The 18,139-nt window shown below is 52.3% G+C and carries 20 protein-coding genes; 18 read left to right on the top strand and 2 right to left on the bottom strand.

Annotated features, from left to right (window positions below; genetic code table 11):
- Window positions 1–31 precede the first annotated feature (31 nt).
- The gene (locus tag BEN74_RS03775) at window positions 32–1,339 is read right to left on the bottom strand and encodes a peptidylprolyl isomerase (protein ID WP_068912296.1); all 1,308 of its coding nucleotides are present in this window, start codon (window positions 1,337–1,339) and stop codon (window positions 32–34) included.
- The gene (locus tag BEN74_RS03770) at window positions 1,339–3,783 is read right to left on the bottom strand and encodes an LPS-assembly protein LptD (RefSeq protein WP_068912298.1); all 2,445 of its coding nucleotides are present in this window, start codon (window positions 3,781–3,783) and stop codon (window positions 1,339–1,341) included. The genes BEN74_RS03775 and BEN74_RS03770 overlap by 1 nt, the downstream gene beginning before the upstream one ends.
- A gap of 120 nt (window positions 3,784–3,903) precedes the next feature.
- Here BEN74_RS03770 and BEN74_RS03765 point away from each other — a divergent pair, with 120 nt between their 5' ends.
- The 18 genes from BEN74_RS03765 (at window position 3,904) to gspK (ending at window position 18,066) form a co-directional block, all read left to right on the top strand.
- Entirely contained in the window at window positions 3,904–4,917 is a 1,014-nt protein-coding gene (locus tag BEN74_RS03765) for an aminoglycoside phosphotransferase family protein (protein ID WP_068912300.1), read from the top strand.
- On the top strand, window positions 4,917–5,606 hold the full coding sequence (gene murU / locus BEN74_RS03760) for an N-acetylmuramate alpha-1-phosphate uridylyltransferase MurU (RefSeq protein ID WP_068912303.1): 690 nt from the start codon (window positions 4,917–4,919) through the stop codon (window positions 5,604–5,606). Before BEN74_RS03765 ends, murU begins: the two co-directional genes overlap by 1 nt.
- Before the next feature lie 84 nt (window positions 5,607–5,690).
- Entirely contained in the window at window positions 5,691–6,323 is a 633-nt protein-coding gene (gene rsmG, locus BEN74_RS03755; protein ID WP_068912306.1) for a 16S rRNA (guanine(527)-N(7))-methyltransferase RsmG, read from the top strand.
- A 24-nt stretch (window positions 6,324–6,347) separates the two neighbouring features.
- Window positions 6,348–7,130, top strand: coding sequence for a ParA family protein (locus BEN74_RS03750; RefSeq protein ID WP_068912309.1), 783 nt, complete (start codon window positions 6,348–6,350; stop codon window positions 7,128–7,130).
- Window positions 7,127–8,014 (top strand): ParB/RepB/Spo0J family partition protein, encoded by an 888-nt coding sequence (locus tag BEN74_RS03745; RefSeq protein ID WP_068912311.1) that lies wholly within the window; start codon window positions 7,127–7,129, stop codon window positions 8,012–8,014. The genes BEN74_RS03750 and BEN74_RS03745 overlap by 4 nt, the downstream gene beginning before the upstream one ends.
- Before the next feature lie 31 nt (window positions 8,015–8,045).
- Window positions 8,046–8,687, top strand: a complete 642-nt coding sequence (locus BEN74_RS03740) for a MotA/TolQ/ExbB proton channel family protein (protein WP_068912313.1) — start codon at window positions 8,046–8,048, stop codon at window positions 8,685–8,687.
- A gap of 9 nt (window positions 8,688–8,696) precedes the next feature.
- Entirely contained in the window at window positions 8,697–9,119 is a 423-nt protein-coding gene (locus tag BEN74_RS03735) for an ExbD/TolR family protein (RefSeq protein WP_068912323.1), read from the top strand.
- The gene (gene msbA, locus BEN74_RS03730; protein ID WP_068912325.1) at window positions 9,119–10,846 is read left to right on the top strand and encodes a lipid A export permease/ATP-binding protein MsbA; all 1,728 of its coding nucleotides are present in this window, start codon (window positions 9,119–9,121) and stop codon (window positions 10,844–10,846) included. Before BEN74_RS03735 ends, msbA begins: the two co-directional genes overlap by 1 nt.
- Entirely contained in the window at window positions 10,847–11,863 is a 1,017-nt protein-coding gene (lpxK, locus tag BEN74_RS03725; RefSeq protein ID WP_068912327.1) for a tetraacyldisaccharide 4'-kinase, read from the top strand.
- On the top strand, window positions 11,863–12,624 hold the full coding sequence (gene kdsB, locus BEN74_RS03720) for a 3-deoxy-manno-octulosonate cytidylyltransferase (RefSeq protein ID WP_068912329.1): 762 nt from the start codon (window positions 11,863–11,865) through the stop codon (window positions 12,622–12,624). Before lpxK ends, kdsB begins: the two co-directional genes overlap by 1 nt.
- A gap of 12 nt (window positions 12,625–12,636) precedes the next feature.
- Window positions 12,637–13,620 (top strand): DNA polymerase III subunit delta', encoded by a 984-nt coding sequence (locus BEN74_RS03715; RefSeq protein WP_068912331.1) that lies wholly within the window; start codon window positions 12,637–12,639, stop codon window positions 13,618–13,620.
- Between the two features lie 16 nt (window positions 13,621–13,636).
- A complete protein-coding gene (locus tag BEN74_RS03710) occupies window positions 13,637–13,978 on the top strand; it encodes a PilZ domain-containing protein (protein WP_068912334.1) in 342 nt (113 codons plus the stop codon).
- Between the two features lie 30 nt (window positions 13,979–14,008).
- Window positions 14,009–14,782, top strand: coding sequence for a TatD family hydrolase (locus BEN74_RS03705; RefSeq protein WP_068912337.1), 774 nt, complete (start codon window positions 14,009–14,011; stop codon window positions 14,780–14,782).
- Window positions 14,783–14,826: 44 nt separating this feature from the next.
- The gene (locus BEN74_RS03700; protein ID WP_068912339.1) at window positions 14,827–15,441 is read left to right on the top strand and encodes a TetR/AcrR family transcriptional regulator; all 615 of its coding nucleotides are present in this window, start codon (window positions 14,827–14,829) and stop codon (window positions 15,439–15,441) included.
- Window positions 15,442–15,450: 9 nt separating this feature from the next.
- On the top strand, window positions 15,451–15,996 hold the full coding sequence (locus tag BEN74_RS03695; protein WP_068912342.1) for a pilus assembly FimT family protein: 546 nt from the start codon (window positions 15,451–15,453) through the stop codon (window positions 15,994–15,996).
- Window positions 15,993–16,436 carry a type II secretion system minor pseudopilin GspI gene (gspI, locus tag BEN74_RS03690; RefSeq protein WP_068912344.1) on the top strand — a complete coding sequence of 148 codons (444 nt, stop codon included), beginning with the start codon at window positions 15,993–15,995 and terminating at the stop codon, window positions 16,434–16,436. Before BEN74_RS03695 ends, gspI begins: the two co-directional genes overlap by 4 nt.
- Window positions 16,433–17,110 carry a type II secretion system minor pseudopilin GspJ gene (gene gspJ / locus BEN74_RS03685; protein WP_068912346.1) on the top strand — a complete coding sequence of 226 codons (678 nt, stop codon included), beginning with the start codon at window positions 16,433–16,435 and terminating at the stop codon, window positions 17,108–17,110. The genes gspI and gspJ overlap by 4 nt, the downstream gene beginning before the upstream one ends.
- The gene (gene gspK, locus BEN74_RS03680) at window positions 17,107–18,066 is read left to right on the top strand and encodes a type II secretion system minor pseudopilin GspK (protein WP_228200388.1); all 960 of its coding nucleotides are present in this window, start codon (window positions 17,107–17,109) and stop codon (window positions 18,064–18,066) included. Before gspJ ends, gspK begins: the two co-directional genes overlap by 4 nt.
- The last annotated feature ends 73 nt before the right edge of the window (window positions 18,067–18,139 follow it).

Raw genomic sequence — 18,139 nt, 5'->3', positions numbered from 1 at the left:
CCGGTTTTTTATTTATTCTGGCTTTTAAAATTTACTTTTTCTTGCGGTCCAGATTCGGGTCTTTAATGTCCACAAAAGCATTATTGCGGATTTCACGCAGCCATGTGTCCAATTCCGCATCAAACTGGCGTTCACCTAAGATTTGGCGCGCCATGCGCTCCTGATATTCTTTGGTCATGTCCTGCTGGCGCGTGTCGGTGACTTGAAGGATATGCCAGCCGAATTGCGACTGGAACGGTTCGCTTACTTGGCCTTTAGGCGTGCTTTTCATTCTGCTGTCAAACTCCGGAACCATAACACCCGGCGTTACCCAGCCCAGGCTGCCGCCGTCGCGCGCTGAACCCGGGTCATTGGAGTAGGTGGCCGCCAGCACCGCAAAATCTTCGCCTTTTTGAATGCGGCTGTACAGGCTGTCAATCAGTTGTTTCGCATTCTCAGGGCTGACCACTTCAGAAGGCTGAATCAGGATATGGCGCGTCTGAAACTGCGGCACAATGGCTTTCTGGTCGCCGCCTTTGCGCTCCACCAGCTTCAGCACATGAATGCCGTCACGGACAGCAATCAGCTCTGTGGTCTGTCCTGCCTGCAGGGTGCTTACACGCGCCGCCAGTTCAGCAGGGATGTCCGACAGGCTGCGGTAGCCCATGTCTGCGCCTTCAACTTTCACAGCTTTAGTGGAGAACTTCTGGCCAATGGCTTTGACATCATTGCTTTTCGCCAGCTCAGCCTGGACATCTTTTGCGGTTTTTTCGGCGGCGGCCTGATCGCCTGAAATGCGCATATGCAGCACATGCGCCTGGCTGCCGACCGCAGCCTGGCCCTGCGGCGAGTTCAGGAAGTTTTTAACGTCAGAATCGCTGATTTGAATGCGCGAAGTTACAATTTGCTGGCGCAGGCGGTTGATGGCCAAGTCTTCTGCAATGCGGCCGCGCAGCGCAGCGTAGGTATTCGGCGCCATCGCATCCAGCTTCTGCTGAAAGGCTTCCAAGCTTGATGCGCCTGAATCCTTGGCTACCTTTAGCACTGCTTCATTCAGGCCTTTTTCATCTGGCTTGATATTGTAGCGTTTGACTTGCTCTAATTGCGCCTGGCGGATAATCAGCTGCTCCAGCGCCTGCTGCTGCAGAAATTGCTCCGGCGGCGCGGTTTTGCCTTGCGCCTGCAGCTGATGCTTGACTTCGGCAATACTCTGTTCCAGATCGCTGCGCAGAATGACGCTATTGTCAACAACAGCTACAACTTCATCTTTAGGCTGAGCAGCAAAGGCCGGCAATGATGCGGAAAGGCAGAGAGCAAGCGCTGTCGCTTTAAAAACGCGTTTTAACTGTAATGTCTTCATTAACGTTCTGTCCAAGTTTGATTAATGTTTTTAAAACCTAGAATGCGGTTTTCGAGCAGAGATGAGAATTTGTTGTTGAAGCCGCCCAGGCCTTTCAGCGTGAATTCCGCCATAATTGCGCGTTTTGGACTGACGCCGTCATCATTCACATTGTCCAGGTCATTATAGTAAGAGCGCCCGTACACCGACACGCCCCAGCAGCAGGATTCGTAATTTACGCCCAGCAGATATTCGCGCGCTACGCTGTTGTCCAGGTCGTACTGCGCATGGCCGATAATGCGCCAGTTGTTGTCCACAGGCTGGATGAATGATGCAACCACCTGATCGTAGGCATCCTGGCGGTTCGGCAGGTATTTGCGGTTGAAATAGCCCAGATTGTACAGATTGCCTTTGCTGCCGGTGTAGTACATCTGCACGTCGCGCTGGGCGTTGTCGCCGTTAGACATCCAGGCGCCGTTCGCGCTGACGCTGAAGTTTTCCGACAGCTGGCTGGATAAATTGACAATCGGGCCTGTGCGGCGCTCGCGGTCAAAGTCATCTGCGGTATTGCTGAGCGTTACGCGGCGGTCTTCGAAATAGAAGCTTTGCCCCACGCCGGCTTTTAAGCGCTCCAGGCCAATGCTGTCAAACAGGCTGTAGCTGAGGCCCAGCGATGCAAAGTTGTTGTCTTCCAGCCGGTCATGGCCGTAAAAGCGGCGCGGGCTGAACAGCTGGTCATAATTGATGGAGGCTGTGGTCGAGTCAAAGTTCGGGCTGCCGTCCTGATTTTTATACGGTGAATAGGCATAGAACAGCCGCGGGGTCAGGGTTTGAAGGAATTTTCCATCTTTTTCAAAGATCAGGCCTGTATCCAAAGTGAACTGCGGAACAACAACCGATTTGCTTTCATTTGAAGAGCTGATGTTCTGCGCGTTGATGGTGTCCCGATCATAGAAAGTGTTGATGCTGCGGACGGATACTTCCGGAATGACAAAAGACCATGGCGTGAGGTGATTGTAGCGGACTGCGAAATCATTGTAGATCCGCGTGCCGCTAGGCTCCGCGCTTGTGCTGTTGAAGTCGGAAATATCTTTCTTGAAGTACGCGGTATCGTGATTGAACTCATATTGCAGGCCTAAAGGGCTGCCGTTTTTGTAATTCAGCAGGAACTGCGGCAGGCGCGCGTAAGGGCGGTCTTCATCCTTAACGGTTTTATCCAGCGTCTGGAATTCTTCAACTTTCAGCTGCGCTTTTAGGCCGGGAATGCCGTTTCTGTAGTTAAGCTCCCATGCGCGGCGCAGGTTCAGATCTGTTTTAGAGTTCGGGTTGTTGTTTAAGTCGGTGAAATAGTCTTTATCTGAGGCGTAGTTGTATTCTAAGTTGGTTGAAAACTGCTTGTTGATATTCCACTGATGCAGGAAATGCAGGTCGCTGCGGTCTTCATCGCGGTAGCTTTCATCAGACGGCAGGTAGCCGCCCCAGATTATGCCTTGGCCGAAGTTTTCTGTTAAATAGCGGAATTCGCCTTCCAGCATTGAGCCGCGGTCGCTGATGTAGCGCGGCGTTAATGTGGCGTCATAATTAGGCGCAAGGTTTAAATAAACCGGCACGCCAACTTCAACCCCGCCGTCATTGGTGAAGCCGAAGCTCGGCGTCAAAATGCCTGTAGTGCGACGGTCATCAATCGGAAAGTTGAAATACGGTACGGCCATGACCGGCACATTTTTAACATACAGCTTGGTGCCTGTGGTTTCGCCGCGCCCGGTTTCCTGATTCAGCTTGATTTTATTGGCTTGAATTTTCCAGGTTGGCGTTTCGCCAGGCGGGCAGGTGCTGTAGGTCGCATTTTCCAGCTCAACGGTCTGTTCGGAAGTGCGGGCAATTTTTGCAGCGCTGCCGTGCGCATGGCTTTGTTCGGCAATATACAGGCTGTTGCTTAAATCGCCCTGCTGGGTTTTTAAATTGTAGTTAATAGAGTCGCTTTGAGAGAGCAGGCCAGCCTGCGCCATTTGCACGCGGCCGGAGGCTTTGGCGTAGGTCTGGGTTTTATCAATTTTAATCTGGTCAGCGCGGATTTGACGGCCTTGCTGGTCAATCACCACATTGCCTTCAAGCACAGAGTCGCCATTCGGGTCAAAGTGGCCGTAATCCGCTGTAACGGTAGAAGTCACCTGATCCGCTGGAATAGATTTGGCGTCCGGCGCGACTGGCGTAACCCATGCGCCTTGGCAGTAGGCGGAGCTCAGCCGGCTGCCCTGGCGCTGCTGCGCTTCCGGCGCAGACTTGTCTACATAATACTGTTCAAAAAACTGCTGGCCGGGATAGGCCTCAGAAATTGCTTGTTTTAATTGCGCTGTGTCAGCTTCGGCAAAAGCCGGCGATGCCGCATAGCTGGATACCGAGCCGCCGCATAAAAGGGTGAAGATCGCAGTCGCTAAAGGATTAAATTTAAACTGATGCTTCATTTGTCTCATTAACCAAGAATGCTTTATCGCAATTAATTATTGTCGCATCATAGAGAAAAAGTTGATAAGTAGCTACACTTAGCACTTTAAAAACTCAGCCTGTCTTAGAATTTATCGCAAATGAATACACAACGTGAACAATCGATACAATCATGGATTGCGTCTGTACTTGGTTCAGATCAATTTGAAATTAATTTTTTAGCAGGCGATGCAAGCTTCCGTCGTTATGCACGAATCAAATTGAATAATAAAACATTTATGCTCATGGATGCACCTCCAGAAAAAGAAGATTGTGTGCCTTTTGTGACGATTGACGAATTTTTTGATGCGCATGGCGTGCGCGTGCCGCATATCGCTGCCAAAGACCTTGAGCAAGGCTTTCTTTTATTGGAAGATTTTGGCGATGTGCTGCTGGCTTCCCTGCTGGATGAATCGACTGTAGATGCGCATTATGCGCAGAGCTTTAAGCAGCTGATTCAGCTGCAGTCTGTTGACGGCACAGGCCATTTCCCTGCCTATTCTTATGAAAAGCTGATGGCGGAAATGGCCCTGCTGACTGACTGGATGCTGCCGTCACTGCAGGTTGCGCCGACTGCCGATGAAAGCGCTTTGATTAAGCGCACTTTTGCCATTTTAGCCAACGCGGCTTTGGCCCAGCCGCAGGTGATTGTGCACCGCGACTTCCACAGCCGCAACCTGATGGCGCTGGCGGGCGAGCAGGAGCAGGGCGTCATTGATTTTCAGGATGCCGTGATTGGCGCAGACACCTATGACCTGATTTCCATTACCCGCGACGCCTATGTGCAGTGGAGCCCTGAACGCGTCTACAGCTGGTTTAAGGCCTTCTATGATCTGCTTCCGGCATCCGCCAAAGACGGCCGAAGTTTTGAGCAGTTTAAGAAAGATGCCGATTTTATGGCGGTTCAGCGCCACATTAAAATTCTCGGCATTTTTGTGCGCCTGTTTGAGCGTGACGGCAAGTCAGGCTATTTGAAGGATTTGCCGCGCGTGATGTGGTATTTGCTGGAAGAAAGCCAGCCTTATGCCGAACTGCAGCCGTTCATGCAGTTTATGCGCGCTAAAGTCATGCCGAAATTTGAAGCCAAATACGGCGCTTATGAGGCAGCTGCATAATGAAAGCGATGATTTTAGCTGCCGGCCTAGGCAGCCGCATGCGCCCCTTGACGCTGTATAAGCCCAAGCCCCTGCTTGAAGTGGGCGGCAAGCCGCTGATTGTCTGGCATATTGAAAAGCTTAAAGAAATAGGCGTGACTGAAATTGTGATCAATTCAGCCTGGCTGGCCGATGTGCTGATTGGCGCGTTGGGCGACGGTTCAAAGTTCGGCGTGAAGATTTTGTGGACCCGTGAAGATGAAGGCCTGGAAACCGCCGGGGGCATTATCAATGCCTTGCCGCTGCTGGGAACTGAGCCTTTTATACTGGTAAACGGCGATGTCTGGACAACTTTTGATTTTGAAGCATTGCTGAATGTGCAGCTTGGGCAGGATTTGGCGCATCTGGTCTTTACCGCCAATCCGCCGCAGCATCAAAATGGCGATTTCACCTTAAGCAAAGGCCGCGCTTATACCTTCGATCAGGCGCACAGCGGCGAAGCGCTGACCTACAGCGGTATTGCCGTGATTGATCCTGCAATGTTTGACGGGCTGGAGGCTGGAAAAAGGCCGCTGGCGCCGCTGCTGAAGCAGGCGATGCTGGATGGACGGATATCTGCGGAAAAAATGCAGGCAGCCTGGGTGGATGTCGGCACGCCGGAGCGCTTAACCGCGCTGGATCTGCAGATTCGCGAAGGCATGTACGCCTAAGTGCATAATCGCTAAACAGCTGCTGCTGTGACACGCAGGATAAACCGGTATACTTCCAGCTAAATTTTTCGAGGCGTTAATTGTATGCACGCGTTTTTTAAAGAACTTAAGCAGGGCAGTCAGGCCTTGGGCTTGGAGCTGAGCGATGAAGCTTTGAATTTATTGCTCAAGTATCAGGACGCCTTGGTGCTGTGGAATAAAGCCTATAACCTGACCGCCATCCGTGATCCGAAAGAAATGCTGGTGAAGCATCTTTTGGACAGCTTGAGTATTTTAAAAGACCTGCCGCCGGGCCGCCTTTTAGATATCGGCACAGGCGGCGGCATGCCGGGCATGATTATTGCCCTGTGCCAGCCGGAGCGCGAATGCGTGCTGCTGGACTCAAACGGCAAGAAAATCCGCTTTTTGAAGCAGTTTATTGCTGACCTAAAATTAAAAAATGTGATTGCGGTGCAGACACGCGTCGAAAATGCCGAAAGCATTGCGGAACTGGGCAAGTTTGATGTCATTACCAGCCGCGCTTTTGCGTCTTTGACCGATTTTATCAATGCATCAGTTCCATTTATGCATGAGCACAGCATCATTGCGTCAATGAAAGGCCTGATTCCAAGCGAAGAGGTGGATGCATTCAAGGCTGAGTTCAGCTGCGAGATTATTGCGCTGCAGGTTCCCCGCTTGGACGAACAGCGCCATTTGCTTTTATTAAAACGTATTTAATTATTTCTAAGAATTGGGGCTGCCATGGCACAGATTATTGCAATTGCAAACCAGAAAGGCGGTGTCGGTAAAACTACAACCGCAGTAAATTTGGCTGCATCATTAGCCGTATTGAAAAAGCGCGTATTGCTTGTAGACATGGATTCGCAAGGCAATGCGACCATGGGTTCAGGCATTCAGAAGAATGACCTGCTGTATTCGGTCACAGATGTGCTGCTGGGCGAAATGCCGATTGAAACTGCGATTGCCAAAGCCGAAGTCGGCTATAAGGTTTTAGGCGCCAACCGCGATTTGGCCGGCGTGGAGCTGGCGATTGCGGAACAGGACGGGCGCGAGTTCATCCTGCGTGAAGCGCTGCAGGAAGTCGATGACAAGTTTGACTATATTATTGTGGACTGCGCGCCGAGCCTGAGCCTGATTACGGTGAATGCCCTGGCTGCGGTAGACAGCGTGCTGATTCCAATGCAGTGCGAATACTATGCGCTGGAAGGCTTGGCGGATTTAACCCAAACCATTGACCGCATTCAGCAGGCGCTGAATCCGGACTTGCAGATTGTTGGCGTGCTGCGGACCATGTTTGACGGGCGCAATGCTTTAACCCGTGATGTTTCAGCAGAACTGGAGCAGTACTTCGGCAAAAAGCTGTATGACACGGTGATTCCGCGCAATGTGCGCCTTGCAGAAGCGCCTGCGCACGGCCTGCCGGTGATTTATTTTGAAAAAAGCTCGAAAGGCGCAGTGGCCTATTTGAATCTGGCGGCTGAACTGCTGAAAAAAAGCAAAGTGAAAAAAGGAAGTAAAGCATGACCGCAAAAAAACGCGGATTAGCCAAAGGCCGCGGTCTGGACGCCTTGCTTGGATCAATCCAAAAAGAAAAACTGCAGCTGGAAGCGCAGTCCTTAGATCATGGCCAGCTGAAGCAGATTAATGTTCATTTGCTGCAGCGCGGGGAGTACCAGCCGCGCCGCTTTATTCATGAGCAGGATCTGCAGGAACTGGCGGCTTCCATTGAAAAACACGGCGTCATGCAGCCGATCGTCATCCGCCCGGTTGATGATGACAAGCATCCCTATGAAATCATTGCCGGCGAGCGGCGCTGGCGCGCGGCCCAGCTGGCGGGCTTAACCGAAGTTCCGGCCATTGTCCGTGACCTGAGCGATCAGGTTGCCATTGCTTTGGCCCTGATTGAAAACATTCAGCGCCAGGATCTGAATCCGATTGATCAGGCTATGGCCCTGCAGCGCTTTCACGAAGAATTTGGCCTCAGCCATCAGGAAATTGCCGATACCGTAGGCAAGGCGCGTACTACAATCAGCAACCTGCTGCGCCTGCTGACTCTGGCAGAGCCGGTAAAAGATTTTATGCAGCAAAGCCTGCTGGATATGGGGCATGCGCGCGCCATCCTGACCCTGAAAGCTAAAGATCAGCTGAGGGTGGCTGAGCTGGTGATAGAAAAGAGCCTGTCTGTGCGCCAAACTGAACAGCTGGTGCGCGACTTAAATACGCCTAAGCAGGCAAAAGAAAAACAAGGCCTGCCTTCAGATATTCAGCAGCTGTCACAGCGCCTGTCTGACCGCTTCGGCGCAGATGTCAAAATAGACCATAATAAGCAAGGCAAGGGCAAGCTCGTGATTAATTACCATTCGCTGGAAGAGCTGGATGGGATTTTGAATATCTGTTTAGCTGATTAATTTTAGAATTCGATTTATTGGGGAAAATCAAATGTGGGAATTAGTCAAAGCCGGCGGATGGCTGATGCTTCCGCTGGTGCTGTGTTCAATCTTTACCATCGCGATTGCAATTGAGCGCTTTATCCGCTTGAGAAAGCCGGCGGTGCTGCCGGCCGCCTTGCTGATGAATCACCATCAAACGGCAGAGCAGGCGGCGCAGCAGCTGCAGCAGGATCAAAACCTGCAGCGCAGCACTTTGGGCCGGATTTTTGCAGCCGGCTGGCGCAGCAAAAATCAAAGCGAGCAGTACACGCGCGCGCAGATGGAAGTGGCTGCGTCTCAAGAAATCGGCTATTTGGAAAAGAATATCAACTTTCTGGGCACGCTCAGCGCGGTTGCGCCGCTGCTGGGCCTGCTGGGAACGGTCATCGGGATTATTGAGTCATTTTTAATGATCGACATCGGCACCAACAGCGATCCGGTGCTGATGATGCCCGGCATTTCCAAAGCCCTGATTACCACAGCGGCCGGCATGTTCATTGCAATTCCAGCCCTGTTCGCGCACCGCTATTTTCAGCGCCTGGTGCAGGAATACATTGCTGAACTGGAACAGCAGTCGACGCTGTTTCATGCTGCGCTTTTTTACCAGAATCCGGCTGATGAAAAACAGCAGGATTTGCAAAAAGCAAGCTGAGGCCGTGCAATGAAATTCAAGCGCAGGCAAGTTGAAGATGTTCATATAAACTTAACGCCAATGATTGACTGCCTATTGTTCATCTTGGTGTTTTTGTTGCTATCCACCACTTTTAATCAGCTGAGCCGGATGAATCTGACTTTGCCGGATGCGCAAGGCGTGCCGCCGAAGCAGTATGAGCATAAAATTGAAGTTGTGGTGGATTCGTCCGGGCATTATTCTGTCAATGGCCAGTCTCTGGCAAGCAAAGAAGCCGCGGATTTAAATACTGCAATTAAACAGATTTCAAATGAGCGCCGTGATTTAATGTTCGTCATTGCGGCCGATGCAAAAGCCGCGCATCAGGACGTGATCCGCGTCATGGATGTGGCCGGCCAGCTGGGCTTTGTAAATATCAATATTAGTACGAAAGTACCCACTCGAGGTTATTAGTGAAGCACGATTTAAAGGTCTATCTGCGGCTATTAAGTTATTTAAAACCTTTTTGGGGCTTGGCGGTATTTGTAGTCATCGGCTTCGCAATTAACGCTGCGACTGAAGTATCTGTCGCCAAGCTGCTGGAGCGCATCATTAATGCGATTCAGCACCGCGATCAGAGCTTTACCTCTGTGTTTCCGCTTCTTGTGGTGGTGCTGATGTTTTTCCGCGGACTGGGGACATTCATCGGCGGCTATTTCACGGCAGTCATTTCCCGCAACCTGATTTTCAATATCCGCCAGGAAGTGTTCGCAAAACTCATGCGCCTTCCTTCGCAGTATTATTTGGACAATTCCAGCGGTCATATTACCGCTAAGATTATGTATAACGTTGAGCAGCTGACGGCTGCTTCGACAGAGTCGCTGCGGACAATCGTTCAGCAGGGGCTGATTACCTTGGGGCTGATTGGCTACCTAGTTTACAGCAATTGGCGCTTAACTTTAATTATCCTGATTTTTACGCCGCTGATTGGCCTGCTGATCCGCAAAGCCTCAAAGCGCATGCGCAAACTGTCTACCCAAGTGCAAAACACTATGGGGGACGTCAACCATGTGGTACAGGAAACTGTCAACGGCAACATGGTGGTGAAAGGCTTTGCCGGGCATAAGTATGAGCAGCAGCGCTTTTATGACAAGTCTATGGAAAACTTGCGCCGCGGCATGAAAATGGTGGTGGTGCAGCAGCTGAACAGTCCGGTTGTACAGCTGATCATGTCAATTCCATTGGCGATTGTGATGTATATCGCCTTGCGCCCGGAGATCATGCAGGACACTTCGGCCGGCCAGTTTGTCGCATACATTACCGCGGCCGGCATGCTCAGCAAGCCGATCAAAGCCTTAACTGACGTGAATGAAAAAATTCAGCGCGGCATGGCGGCGGCCCATTCAGTCTTTGAGCTACTGGATCTGCCGGAAGAAGCCAATACTGGCGCGCTGACCCCTGTGCTGCAGGGCAATGTTGAATTCAGCAAGGTCAATCTGGTGTATTCTGACGGCTTCCATGCCTTGCACGACTTTGATTTAAAGGTCAATGCCGGGGAAACCGTGGCTTTGGTAGGGCGTTCCGGCGCAGGCAAAACCTCATTGGTGAACCTGCTGCTGCGCTATCAGGAAGTCAGTTCGGGCCAGCTGAAATTCGACGGCATGGATATCCATGATATTGAGCTGGACTGCCTGCGCCAGCAGATTTCCATGGTGAATCAGCAGGTGGTGCTGTTTAACCGCACCGTGCGTGAAAATATTGCCTATGGCCAGCTGGAAGGCGCTTCCGACGAGCAGGTGATTGCAGCGGCTAAAGCGGCCTATGCGCACGACTTTATTATGAGCCTGCCGCAAGGTTATGACACGCCGCTTGGCGCTCAGGGCCTGAATTTGTCGGGCGGCCAGCGCCAGCGCATCGCGATTGCGCGCGCCATTCTGAAAGACGCGCCGCTGCTGATTTTGGATGAAGCGACCAGCGCGCTGGACAATGAATCTGAGTACTTTATTCAGCAGGCCTTTGACGCCGCCATGCGCGACCGCACCACGATTGTGATTGCGCACCGCCTGTCCACGATTGAAAATGCCGACCGCATTGTGGTGATGGATAAAGGCCGGATTGTTGAGCAGGGCTCGCATGCAGAGCTGATGGCAAAGCGCGGTGCCTACTTCCAGCTGCACCAGCGCAATTTTGAGGAACAGTAAATGTCCGCGGCGCAGTTCATTCAGAATGCCTGGAACAGGCAGGCGAAGTGGCTTATTGTGCTCAGGCCGCTGTCATGGCTGTACCGCGGCGGATTCCTGCTGAATCAGAGCCTGTATAAGGCGGGCCTGAAGCAGAGCTATACTGCGCCTGTGCCGGTCATGGTGATTGGCAATATCACCGTTGGCGGCAGTGGAAAAACCCCGCTGCTGATTCATCTGGTGAATTACCTGCAGAGCCGGCAGGTGAAAGTCGGCGTGATCAGCCGCGGCTATGGCGGCAGAGGGCCGTTTCCGGCTTATGTCGGTTCAGCTGCAGCGGCTGAAGCCGTCGGGGATGAGCCGCTGCTGATTGTGCAGTCAACGGGTGTGCCGATGGCTGTAGGCCCTAACCGGCAGAAAAGCATTGAACTGCTGCTGTCCCGGCATGCCCTGGATTTAATCATCTGCGATGACGGCCTGCAGCACTGGGCGCTTGAACGCCAGCTGGAATGGATTGTGCTGGACAATAACCGCGGCTTGGGCAATGAAAAACTGCTGCCGGAAGGCTACTTGCGTGAGCCGAAAAGCCGGCTGAAAAGCGGCACGGTGATTGAGCATGCCGCCGCGCCTGAGCTTCCGCTGAACATGCATCTGGAAGAATCCAAACCGTATTTGCTGAATGGCAATGCGGCGAAATTATTCAATCCTGAAGCGGATTTTTACGCGGTATCTGGCATCGGCTTTCCGCAGCGCTTTTACCAGACTTTGAAAAATATGGGCATTCGGCAGTTTCAGTGCCATGAATTTCCAGACCATTATGACTACGCAATTGATGATTTGCAGTTTGAAGACAGCAATCCCATTATTACCACAGAAAAAGATGCAGTTAAAATTCTGCCTCTGCTCAAGCGCCATCCGGATTTTCAGCGCGAAATCTGGGTGGTGCCGGTAGAGGCTGTACTGTCGCCGGCCTGCTATGAAACGCTGCATCAGCAGCTGGGGCAGCTAGGCATTATACTTCATGAAGGCTCTCATTGATGAAACATATTGTTATTCCTGCCCGCTTTTCCAGTTCACGCCTGCCGGGCAAGCCATTGCTGGAAATTCACGGCCGCCCGATGATTCTGCGTGTTGTGGATCAGGCCCGGAAAGTTGAAGGCTTTGATGATCTTTGCGTGGCGACAGATGATGAGCGCATCGCAGCGGTGTGCCGCGCGGAAGGCGTAGATGTGGTGCTGACCTCGGCGGAGCATCCGTCCGGCACGGACCGCCTCAGTGAAGTGGCGCGCATTAAAGGCTGGGCTGCTGAGGACATTATTGTCAATGTACAGGGCGATGAGCCTTTGCTGCCGGCGCTGCTGGTGCAGCAGGTGGCGCAGCTGCTGCAGGATCAGCCGGCATCTTCCATGTCGACCTTGTGCGAGCCGATTCACAGCCTGGAAGAGTTTCAGCGCGACAGCATTGTGAAAGTGGTGATGTCAAAGCGCAATCAGGCGCTGTATTTCAGCCGCGCGGCTATTCCCTATGACCGCGAAGGCGCGAAACAGGCGGAACCGCAATTGCCTGCTCAGGCTTACCGCCATCTGGGCCTGTATGCCTATCGGGTCAAGCTGCTGCAGGACTATGTCACTTGGGAGATGGGCGCGCTGGAAAAGCTGGAAAGCCTGGAGCAGCTGCGCGTGCTGGAAAATGGCCGCAGCATCGCCATTGCCGTGGCCGAAGCGAACTTGCCGCCGGGTGTCGATACCCCGGCCGATTTGGAGCGCCTGAATCAAATGGATGTTTCTTGCTTTGAATAAAGGACTGCATCCATGTCAAATGAAGTGACTGCGCGGATTTACCCCTGGCAGCAGCAGGTTTGGGATACGCTGACCGGGCGCTTTCCGAAGCTGGGCCATGGGTTGCTGTTTTACGGCAAAAAAGGCTGCGGCAAAGAGGCTTTCGCGCAGCAGTTTCTGGCGTGGGTTTTATGCCAGAACCGCCATGCGGCGAATCAGCCCTGCGGCGAATGCGGCAGCTGCCAGTGGCTGAAATCGGGCACGCACCCCAACTATGTGCATATCAGCACCGATGATGACAATAAAAAGCAGAACGCCAAAATTAAAATTGAAAAAATCCGGGATTTGCTGCCTTTTGTGCAGCAGACCGTGGATGGCTGGCGCGTGGTGGTGATTGAGCCGGCGGAGGCTTTAAATACCGCCTCTGCCAATGCGCTGCTGAAAACGCTGGAAGAGCCGGGCGACCGCATTGTGATTATCCTGCTGGCGGCGCATTATCTGAAGCTGCCGGCGACCATCCGCAGCCGCCTGCAGCATTTTGCCCTTGACCGCATCAGCGCTGCGCAGGCTGAAGCCTATTTGCATGAAAATTTGCCGGACAGCGGGCTGCAGGCGCATCAGCTGCTGATGAACCTGTCCAATCATATGCCGCTGCAGGCGGTGGAGTTGGCGGAAAGCGGATGGCTGAATCTGCGCCAGGACTTTGTCAATGACTGGCAAAAATTAGTCAAGCAGAAAAATATGCCGATGGCAATTGCGACCAAGTGGAACAAAGCGCTGAGCTTCAGTGACTTCAGTCAAATGTTTGAATACTTGTTGTCTGATTTGATTTGTGTCAAGCTGAATCAGGCCATAAAAAATATCGACCTGAATTTTAGTGATCTGCCGGATCAGTATGATTTGGAATCATTATTTGGCATTTATGCAGAACTTCAGCAGTCCAAAAAATTTATCGAACAGAACGTGCAGACAAATTTAGCGCTGGATCAGCTGTGCATTAAACTGATGAATATTTAAAATAAGGGGAACAGCAATGCAGCCACGCATGGGCGGAATTATTCAGGCCAATATTCCAGATGTGGAAACACTGTTTGCCAGCTATATGCCTTTTGTCGCCGGCGGCGGCCTGTTTGTCCCGTCAAAGCAGGCGGTTAAAATGGGTGATGAAGTATTTGTGCTGACTACGCTGCCGGATCAGTCGCAGAAAATTCCGCTGACAGGCAAGGTGATCTGGATTTCGCAAAAGCAGAATGGCATTAAGCCGCAGGGCTTCGGCATACAGCTTGCTGGAGAAAAAGGCGTTTATTTCAAATCTGAAGCGGAACGGCTGCTGACAGGCCTTAAAACTGAAGGGCGCAGAAGTTACACTATGTAGGTTACAGCTTACTTTGCATAGGTGCTTATAGTGTTTACTGATACCCATTGTCATTTAACCATGCTTGATCTTGCGCCTTATGGCGGAGATTTGGATCTGGCTTTGGCGCAGGCGCGTGAAGCGGGCGTTTCCCGCTTTATGAGCATCTCTGTCGATCTGGATGACCACATCCAGCTGGCGGAAATCGCCGCCCGGCATGCCGATGTCGGATATTCAGTCGGCGTGCATCCGTGTGAAGACCCGGCAGTGATGGCGCGCGCAACCACAGACTGTCTGGTTGAGCTTGCGCAGCCTGAAAAAGCCTGGGCGCTGGGTGAAACCGGGCTGGATTATTTTCACAGCACGGACTTTATTCAGGAGCAGAAGGAATGCTTCGCGCGCCATATCCATGCTTCGCAAATTGTTAAAAAGCCCGTGGTGGTGCATACTCGCGCCGCCAAGCATGACACGGTGGATATTATCCGCGCGGAAAAATCCACGCACGGCATTCTGCACTGCTTTACCGAAGACTGGGAAACCGCCAAAGCGGTTTTGGACTGCGGCTATTACATCTCCTTTTCCGGCATCATCTCCTTTAAAAATGCGCAGGATCTGCGCGATGTCGCCAGGCAGGTGCCGCTGGACCGCGTGCTGATTGAAACCGACAGCCCTTATCTGGCGCCGATGCCGTACCGCGGCAAGCCGAATGAACCAAAATATGTTCCTTATGTAGCCAAAGCCTTAAGTGATGTATATGATAAGTCACTTGAAGAGGTGGCTTTTATTACGAAGCAGAACTTTGAAAACCTTCTCAATTTAAAGTAAATAATTTGAATTGATATAAGCGCAGAAGAGAGTATAGGGTGAAGATGGATCGTCAGGCTCAGTTTCGAGCAAGAGAAGCGTTGATTTTTCAAGTTGCAGAGCAGCTCCTTCTGGAAAACGGCGAAGCAGGCATGACGCTTGATGCGCTGGCTGCGGAGCTGGATCTTGCCAAAGGCACGCTCTATAAGCACTTTCAAAGCAAGGATGAGCTGTACATGCTGCTGATCATCCGCAATGAGCGCATGCTGCTGGAAATGATTAAAGACACAGACAAGCAGTTTCCTGAACATCTGGCTTTCTTCATGCTGCATCATCTGCACCACCCCGAGCGCACTGTGCTGTTCCATCAAATTGAAGAGCGCCTGTCAACCACCGGCGCCGGCATTCAGCATTTATTCAGTGAACTGTATCAGGTGCGCAAGCAGCGCCTGCGCCTGATTATCCGCATGACGGAAAGGTATCTGGAGCTGATTCAGAGCGCAATGCCGGTGCGGGATTATCTGGCGTCCATCTGGTCGCTGACGCATGGCGCAGCGGCGATTCTGAATTCCAGCTTCTATCAGCGCTATTTAGGCTCAAGGGATACGCTGCGGGTTGCCTATATTGATCAGGCTTTGGCGCTGCCGAAGCAGGTCAATGCTGCGGTTCAGTTCGCTTAAAGGCAGGCTATGAAAATCAGGCCCTCATCAGTTCGAGGCTTCACCCTGGTGGAATTGATGGTGGTCATTGTAATTATGGGCATCATGGCGTCTCTGGTGCTGCTCAATATGAGCGGCACAGATCAGCGCAAAGCCATGCAGGCGCGTGAAGTGTTCATTATGGATGTGCAGAAACTCCTGCGTGAATCCAATGATCAGGCGCGGATTTTGGCGCTGAGCGCGCATCCAGCGACAGATGTGGCGGGCTTCCAGTATGATGTGCTGGAATACCTGCCGAATCAGAAAAATGCAGCAGTTTTCAATCAGAATAATAACTGGCAAAAATATAAAGACTTTCCGGAACGGACGCTGCCCGATCAGGTGGCCTTCAGCATCCAGCCCTTGGAGCAGCGCTATGAAAATGCCAATAACAGCGAGCTGCTGGGTGAAAGCGCGCCAAAGCTGATTTGGCTGGGCAACGGCGAGGTCAAGCCGGTGCGCATTCAGTTCTATTTTGAAGAGCGGCCGGTAGGAAATGAAATTGAAATTGACCATCTAGGCAAAATAAATGAATGAAAGCTGAATACTTAAAGCGCGGTTTTGCGCCTTGCGCAGCGGCGCAGCAGCGTTCCGCCCATCACTGCTCAGGCTTTACCCTGCTGGAAGTGATGGTGGCGCTGGCGATTTTCGCAACCGCGGCCATCGCCTTGAGCAATGTGGCGATGCAGTATACGCAGGCGACCGCCAATGCGGTTTTAAGAACCAAGGCGCAGTTTGTTGCGCTGAATGAAATCGCCTCAATGGAAATGAAGCGGGAATGGATGAGCGGCACCGCGTCTAAGCAAATTACCCAGCAGGGCGAAACCTGGCAGATTGACAAATCCGCGCAGCCGACCGTCAGCCCGGATGTGCAGCGCATTGATGTGCAGGTCAGCCTGATGAATGCTGATACCGGAAAAGTTGAGGCGGGCATCGCCAGTTTGGTGTTCTTCAACGCCAAAGCGGAAAACTCATGAGCAGGCGCCAAGGCTTTACGCTGGTTGAGCTGCTGGTCGCCATTGCGATTTTTGCTGTGCTGTCGGCGCTGGGCTGGAAAGTTTTTGACTATATTTCAAAGGTCAAAGAGCGCAACAGCATGCATGAAGTCCGGCTTTCGCAGCTGCAGGAAGCCTATCAGCAGATTTTGCGTGATACCCTGCAGGCGGTGCCGCTGACGGCCAATATCAATGGCGACATTCAGCCCGCGATGGTGCTGCAGAATGGGCGCTTCAACTTCAGCAAAACCGGCGTAACCGATCCGCTCAATCAGGGCATCGCGCCGGATGAGCGGGTGGAATACCAATATAATGCTGCGGATAAAAAGCTTTACCGGCTGAAATACCGCAATATTAATCAGTCAGGGCATGATCAGCCGGATTCCAGCGTGCTGCTGGCCGATGTTGAGCAGTTTGAAATCCGCGTGCTGAATCCTGAAGAATTAAGCGCCTGGCCTGACCCTTCAGCGGACCTGAGCAAGCGCAGCGGGCTGCAGCGCTTGCCGCGCGGCTTGAAAATTAAGCTGAGCGTAAATGAAGTCGAATATGAATGGCTGTTCAGCCTGCTGAATACCGACTTCCTGCAGCAGGACGGCAATTCGGGTGGAAAAGGCGGCGGCAATCCAAAAGACGGCAAGCAGGAGGTGTCTGGATGAAGCCTGTTATGCAGCCTCAGAAAGGCATTGCGCTGCTGACTATTTTAATGATGGTGGCTTTGGCGACCATTCTGGCTGCCAGCATTGCCAAGCGCCAAAGCAATACCGCGGAAGCGACCGCTTATCTCATGCGCCAGAATCAGTCCCTGCTGTACGCCAAAAGCGCCGAAACATTCTTTGCTGCGCTGCTGAAGGATGATGCGGAGAATGCCGGCGGCGTTGACCATCTGCAGGAAAACTGGGCCAAGCCGATGCCGGCTTTTCCGGTTGATGACGGCTACGTTTCAGGCGTGCTTGAAGATGAGTCCGGTAAATTCAACCTGAACAGCCTGCTCACTGCAGACGGTAGCGTAAACGAAAGCGCTAAGAAATGGTTTGAAAAGCTCCTGACGCGCGCAGGCCTGCCGGCGCAGCTGAGTGAAGCGGTCATAGACTGGCAGGATGAAAATGACGAGCCGGCAGGCGCGATGGGCGCGGAATCCGGCTATTACGGCGGACTGCAGAATGCGCCGCTGCCGCCGAATGCCAAATTCCACAGCGTGGAAGAGCTGAAGCTGGTGCGCGGCTTTGAGGAGGGAAAATACAGGCTGATCGCGCCTTATGTCAGCGCCTTGCCCAGCAATGAAACCCTGGTCAATATCAATACTGCGCCGGCTTTTGTATTGGCCAGCATAGATGCAACGCTGGATGTCGATGCCGTGCAGCAGCTGAAGGATCAGCAGCAGGCGAAATTGGAGCATTTTGACAGCGTGGCAGCGCTTTGGGAGAAAGCGCCTTTTTCGCAGATTGATCCAGCATCGCGCAGCGCCGTCAATGCTTTGCTGGGCGTGCAGTCCAATTATTTTAAGGCCCGGATAGAAATTGAGCTGAGTGGCCGGAAGCGCCAGTTTTCATCTGAACTGGTGCGCAAGGATAAAGAAGTCTACGTGGCTTACAGAAGCGCAGCGCCTTTTTGATGCTGGCCGGCTGAAAGCCAATGTGTTTTATCAATTGCATTGAACTGTAAAATTAATGCTCAAGGTTTTAGTT

The sequence above is a fragment of the Acinetobacter sp. WCHAc010034 genome (assembly GCF_001696615.3).
GTDB lineage: Bacteria > Pseudomonadota > Gammaproteobacteria > Pseudomonadales > Moraxellaceae > Acinetobacter.
This window is presented reverse-complemented; position numbering and strand designations above follow the sequence as displayed.

What these genes read in the sequence shown, in the direction of transcription:
- BEN74_RS03770 (WP_068912298.1), bottom strand. Translation starts at nt 3,783, where the DNA reads ATGAAGCATCAGTTTAAATTTAATCCTTTAGCGACTGCGATCTTCACC.
- BEN74_RS03750 (WP_068912309.1), top strand. Translation starts at nt 6,348, where the DNA reads ATGGCACAGATTATTGCAATTGCAAACCAGAAAGGCGGTGTCGGTAAA.
- BEN74_RS03700 (WP_068912339.1), top strand. Translation starts at nt 14,827, where the DNA reads ATGGATCGTCAGGCTCAGTTTCGAGCAAGAGAAGCGTTGATTTTTCAA.
- kdsB (WP_068912329.1), top strand. Translation starts at nt 11,863, where the DNA reads ATGAAACATATTGTTATTCCTGCCCGCTTTTCCAGTTCACGCCTGCCG.
- BEN74_RS03710 (WP_068912334.1), top strand. Translation starts at nt 13,637, where the DNA reads ATGCAGCCACGCATGGGCGGAATTATTCAGGCCAATATTCCAGATGTG.
- BEN74_RS03775 (WP_068912296.1), bottom strand. Translation starts at nt 1,339, where the DNA reads ATGAAGACATTACAGTTAAAACGCGTTTTTAAAGCGACAGCGCTTGCT.
- lpxK (WP_068912327.1), top strand. Translation starts at nt 10,847, where the DNA reads ATGTCCGCGGCGCAGTTCATTCAGAATGCCTGGAACAGGCAGGCGAAG.
- murU (WP_068912303.1), top strand. Translation starts at nt 4,917, where the DNA reads ATGAAAGCGATGATTTTAGCTGCCGGCCTAGGCAGCCGCATGCGCCCC.
- gspI (WP_068912344.1), top strand. Translation starts at nt 15,993, where the DNA reads ATGAAAGCTGAATACTTAAAGCGCGGTTTTGCGCCTTGCGCAGCGGCG.
- gspJ (WP_068912346.1), top strand. Translation starts at nt 16,433, where the DNA reads ATGAGCAGGCGCCAAGGCTTTACGCTGGTTGAGCTGCTGGTCGCCATT.
- rsmG (WP_068912306.1), top strand. Translation starts at nt 5,691, where the DNA reads ATGCACGCGTTTTTTAAAGAACTTAAGCAGGGCAGTCAGGCCTTGGGC.
- BEN74_RS03695 (WP_068912342.1), top strand. Translation starts at nt 15,451, where the DNA reads ATGAAAATCAGGCCCTCATCAGTTCGAGGCTTCACCCTGGTGGAATTG.
- gspK (WP_228200388.1), top strand. Translation starts at nt 17,107, where the DNA reads ATGAAGCCTGTTATGCAGCCTCAGAAAGGCATTGCGCTGCTGACTATT.
- BEN74_RS03745 (WP_068912311.1), top strand. Translation starts at nt 7,127, where the DNA reads ATGACCGCAAAAAAACGCGGATTAGCCAAAGGCCGCGGTCTGGACGCC.
- BEN74_RS03740 (WP_068912313.1), top strand. Translation starts at nt 8,046, where the DNA reads ATGTGGGAATTAGTCAAAGCCGGCGGATGGCTGATGCTTCCGCTGGTG.
- BEN74_RS03735 (WP_068912323.1), top strand. Translation starts at nt 8,697, where the DNA reads ATGAAATTCAAGCGCAGGCAAGTTGAAGATGTTCATATAAACTTAACG.
- BEN74_RS03765 (WP_068912300.1), top strand. Translation starts at nt 3,904, where the DNA reads ATGAATACACAACGTGAACAATCGATACAATCATGGATTGCGTCTGTA.
- BEN74_RS03715 (WP_068912331.1), top strand. Translation starts at nt 12,637, where the DNA reads ATGTCAAATGAAGTGACTGCGCGGATTTACCCCTGGCAGCAGCAGGTT.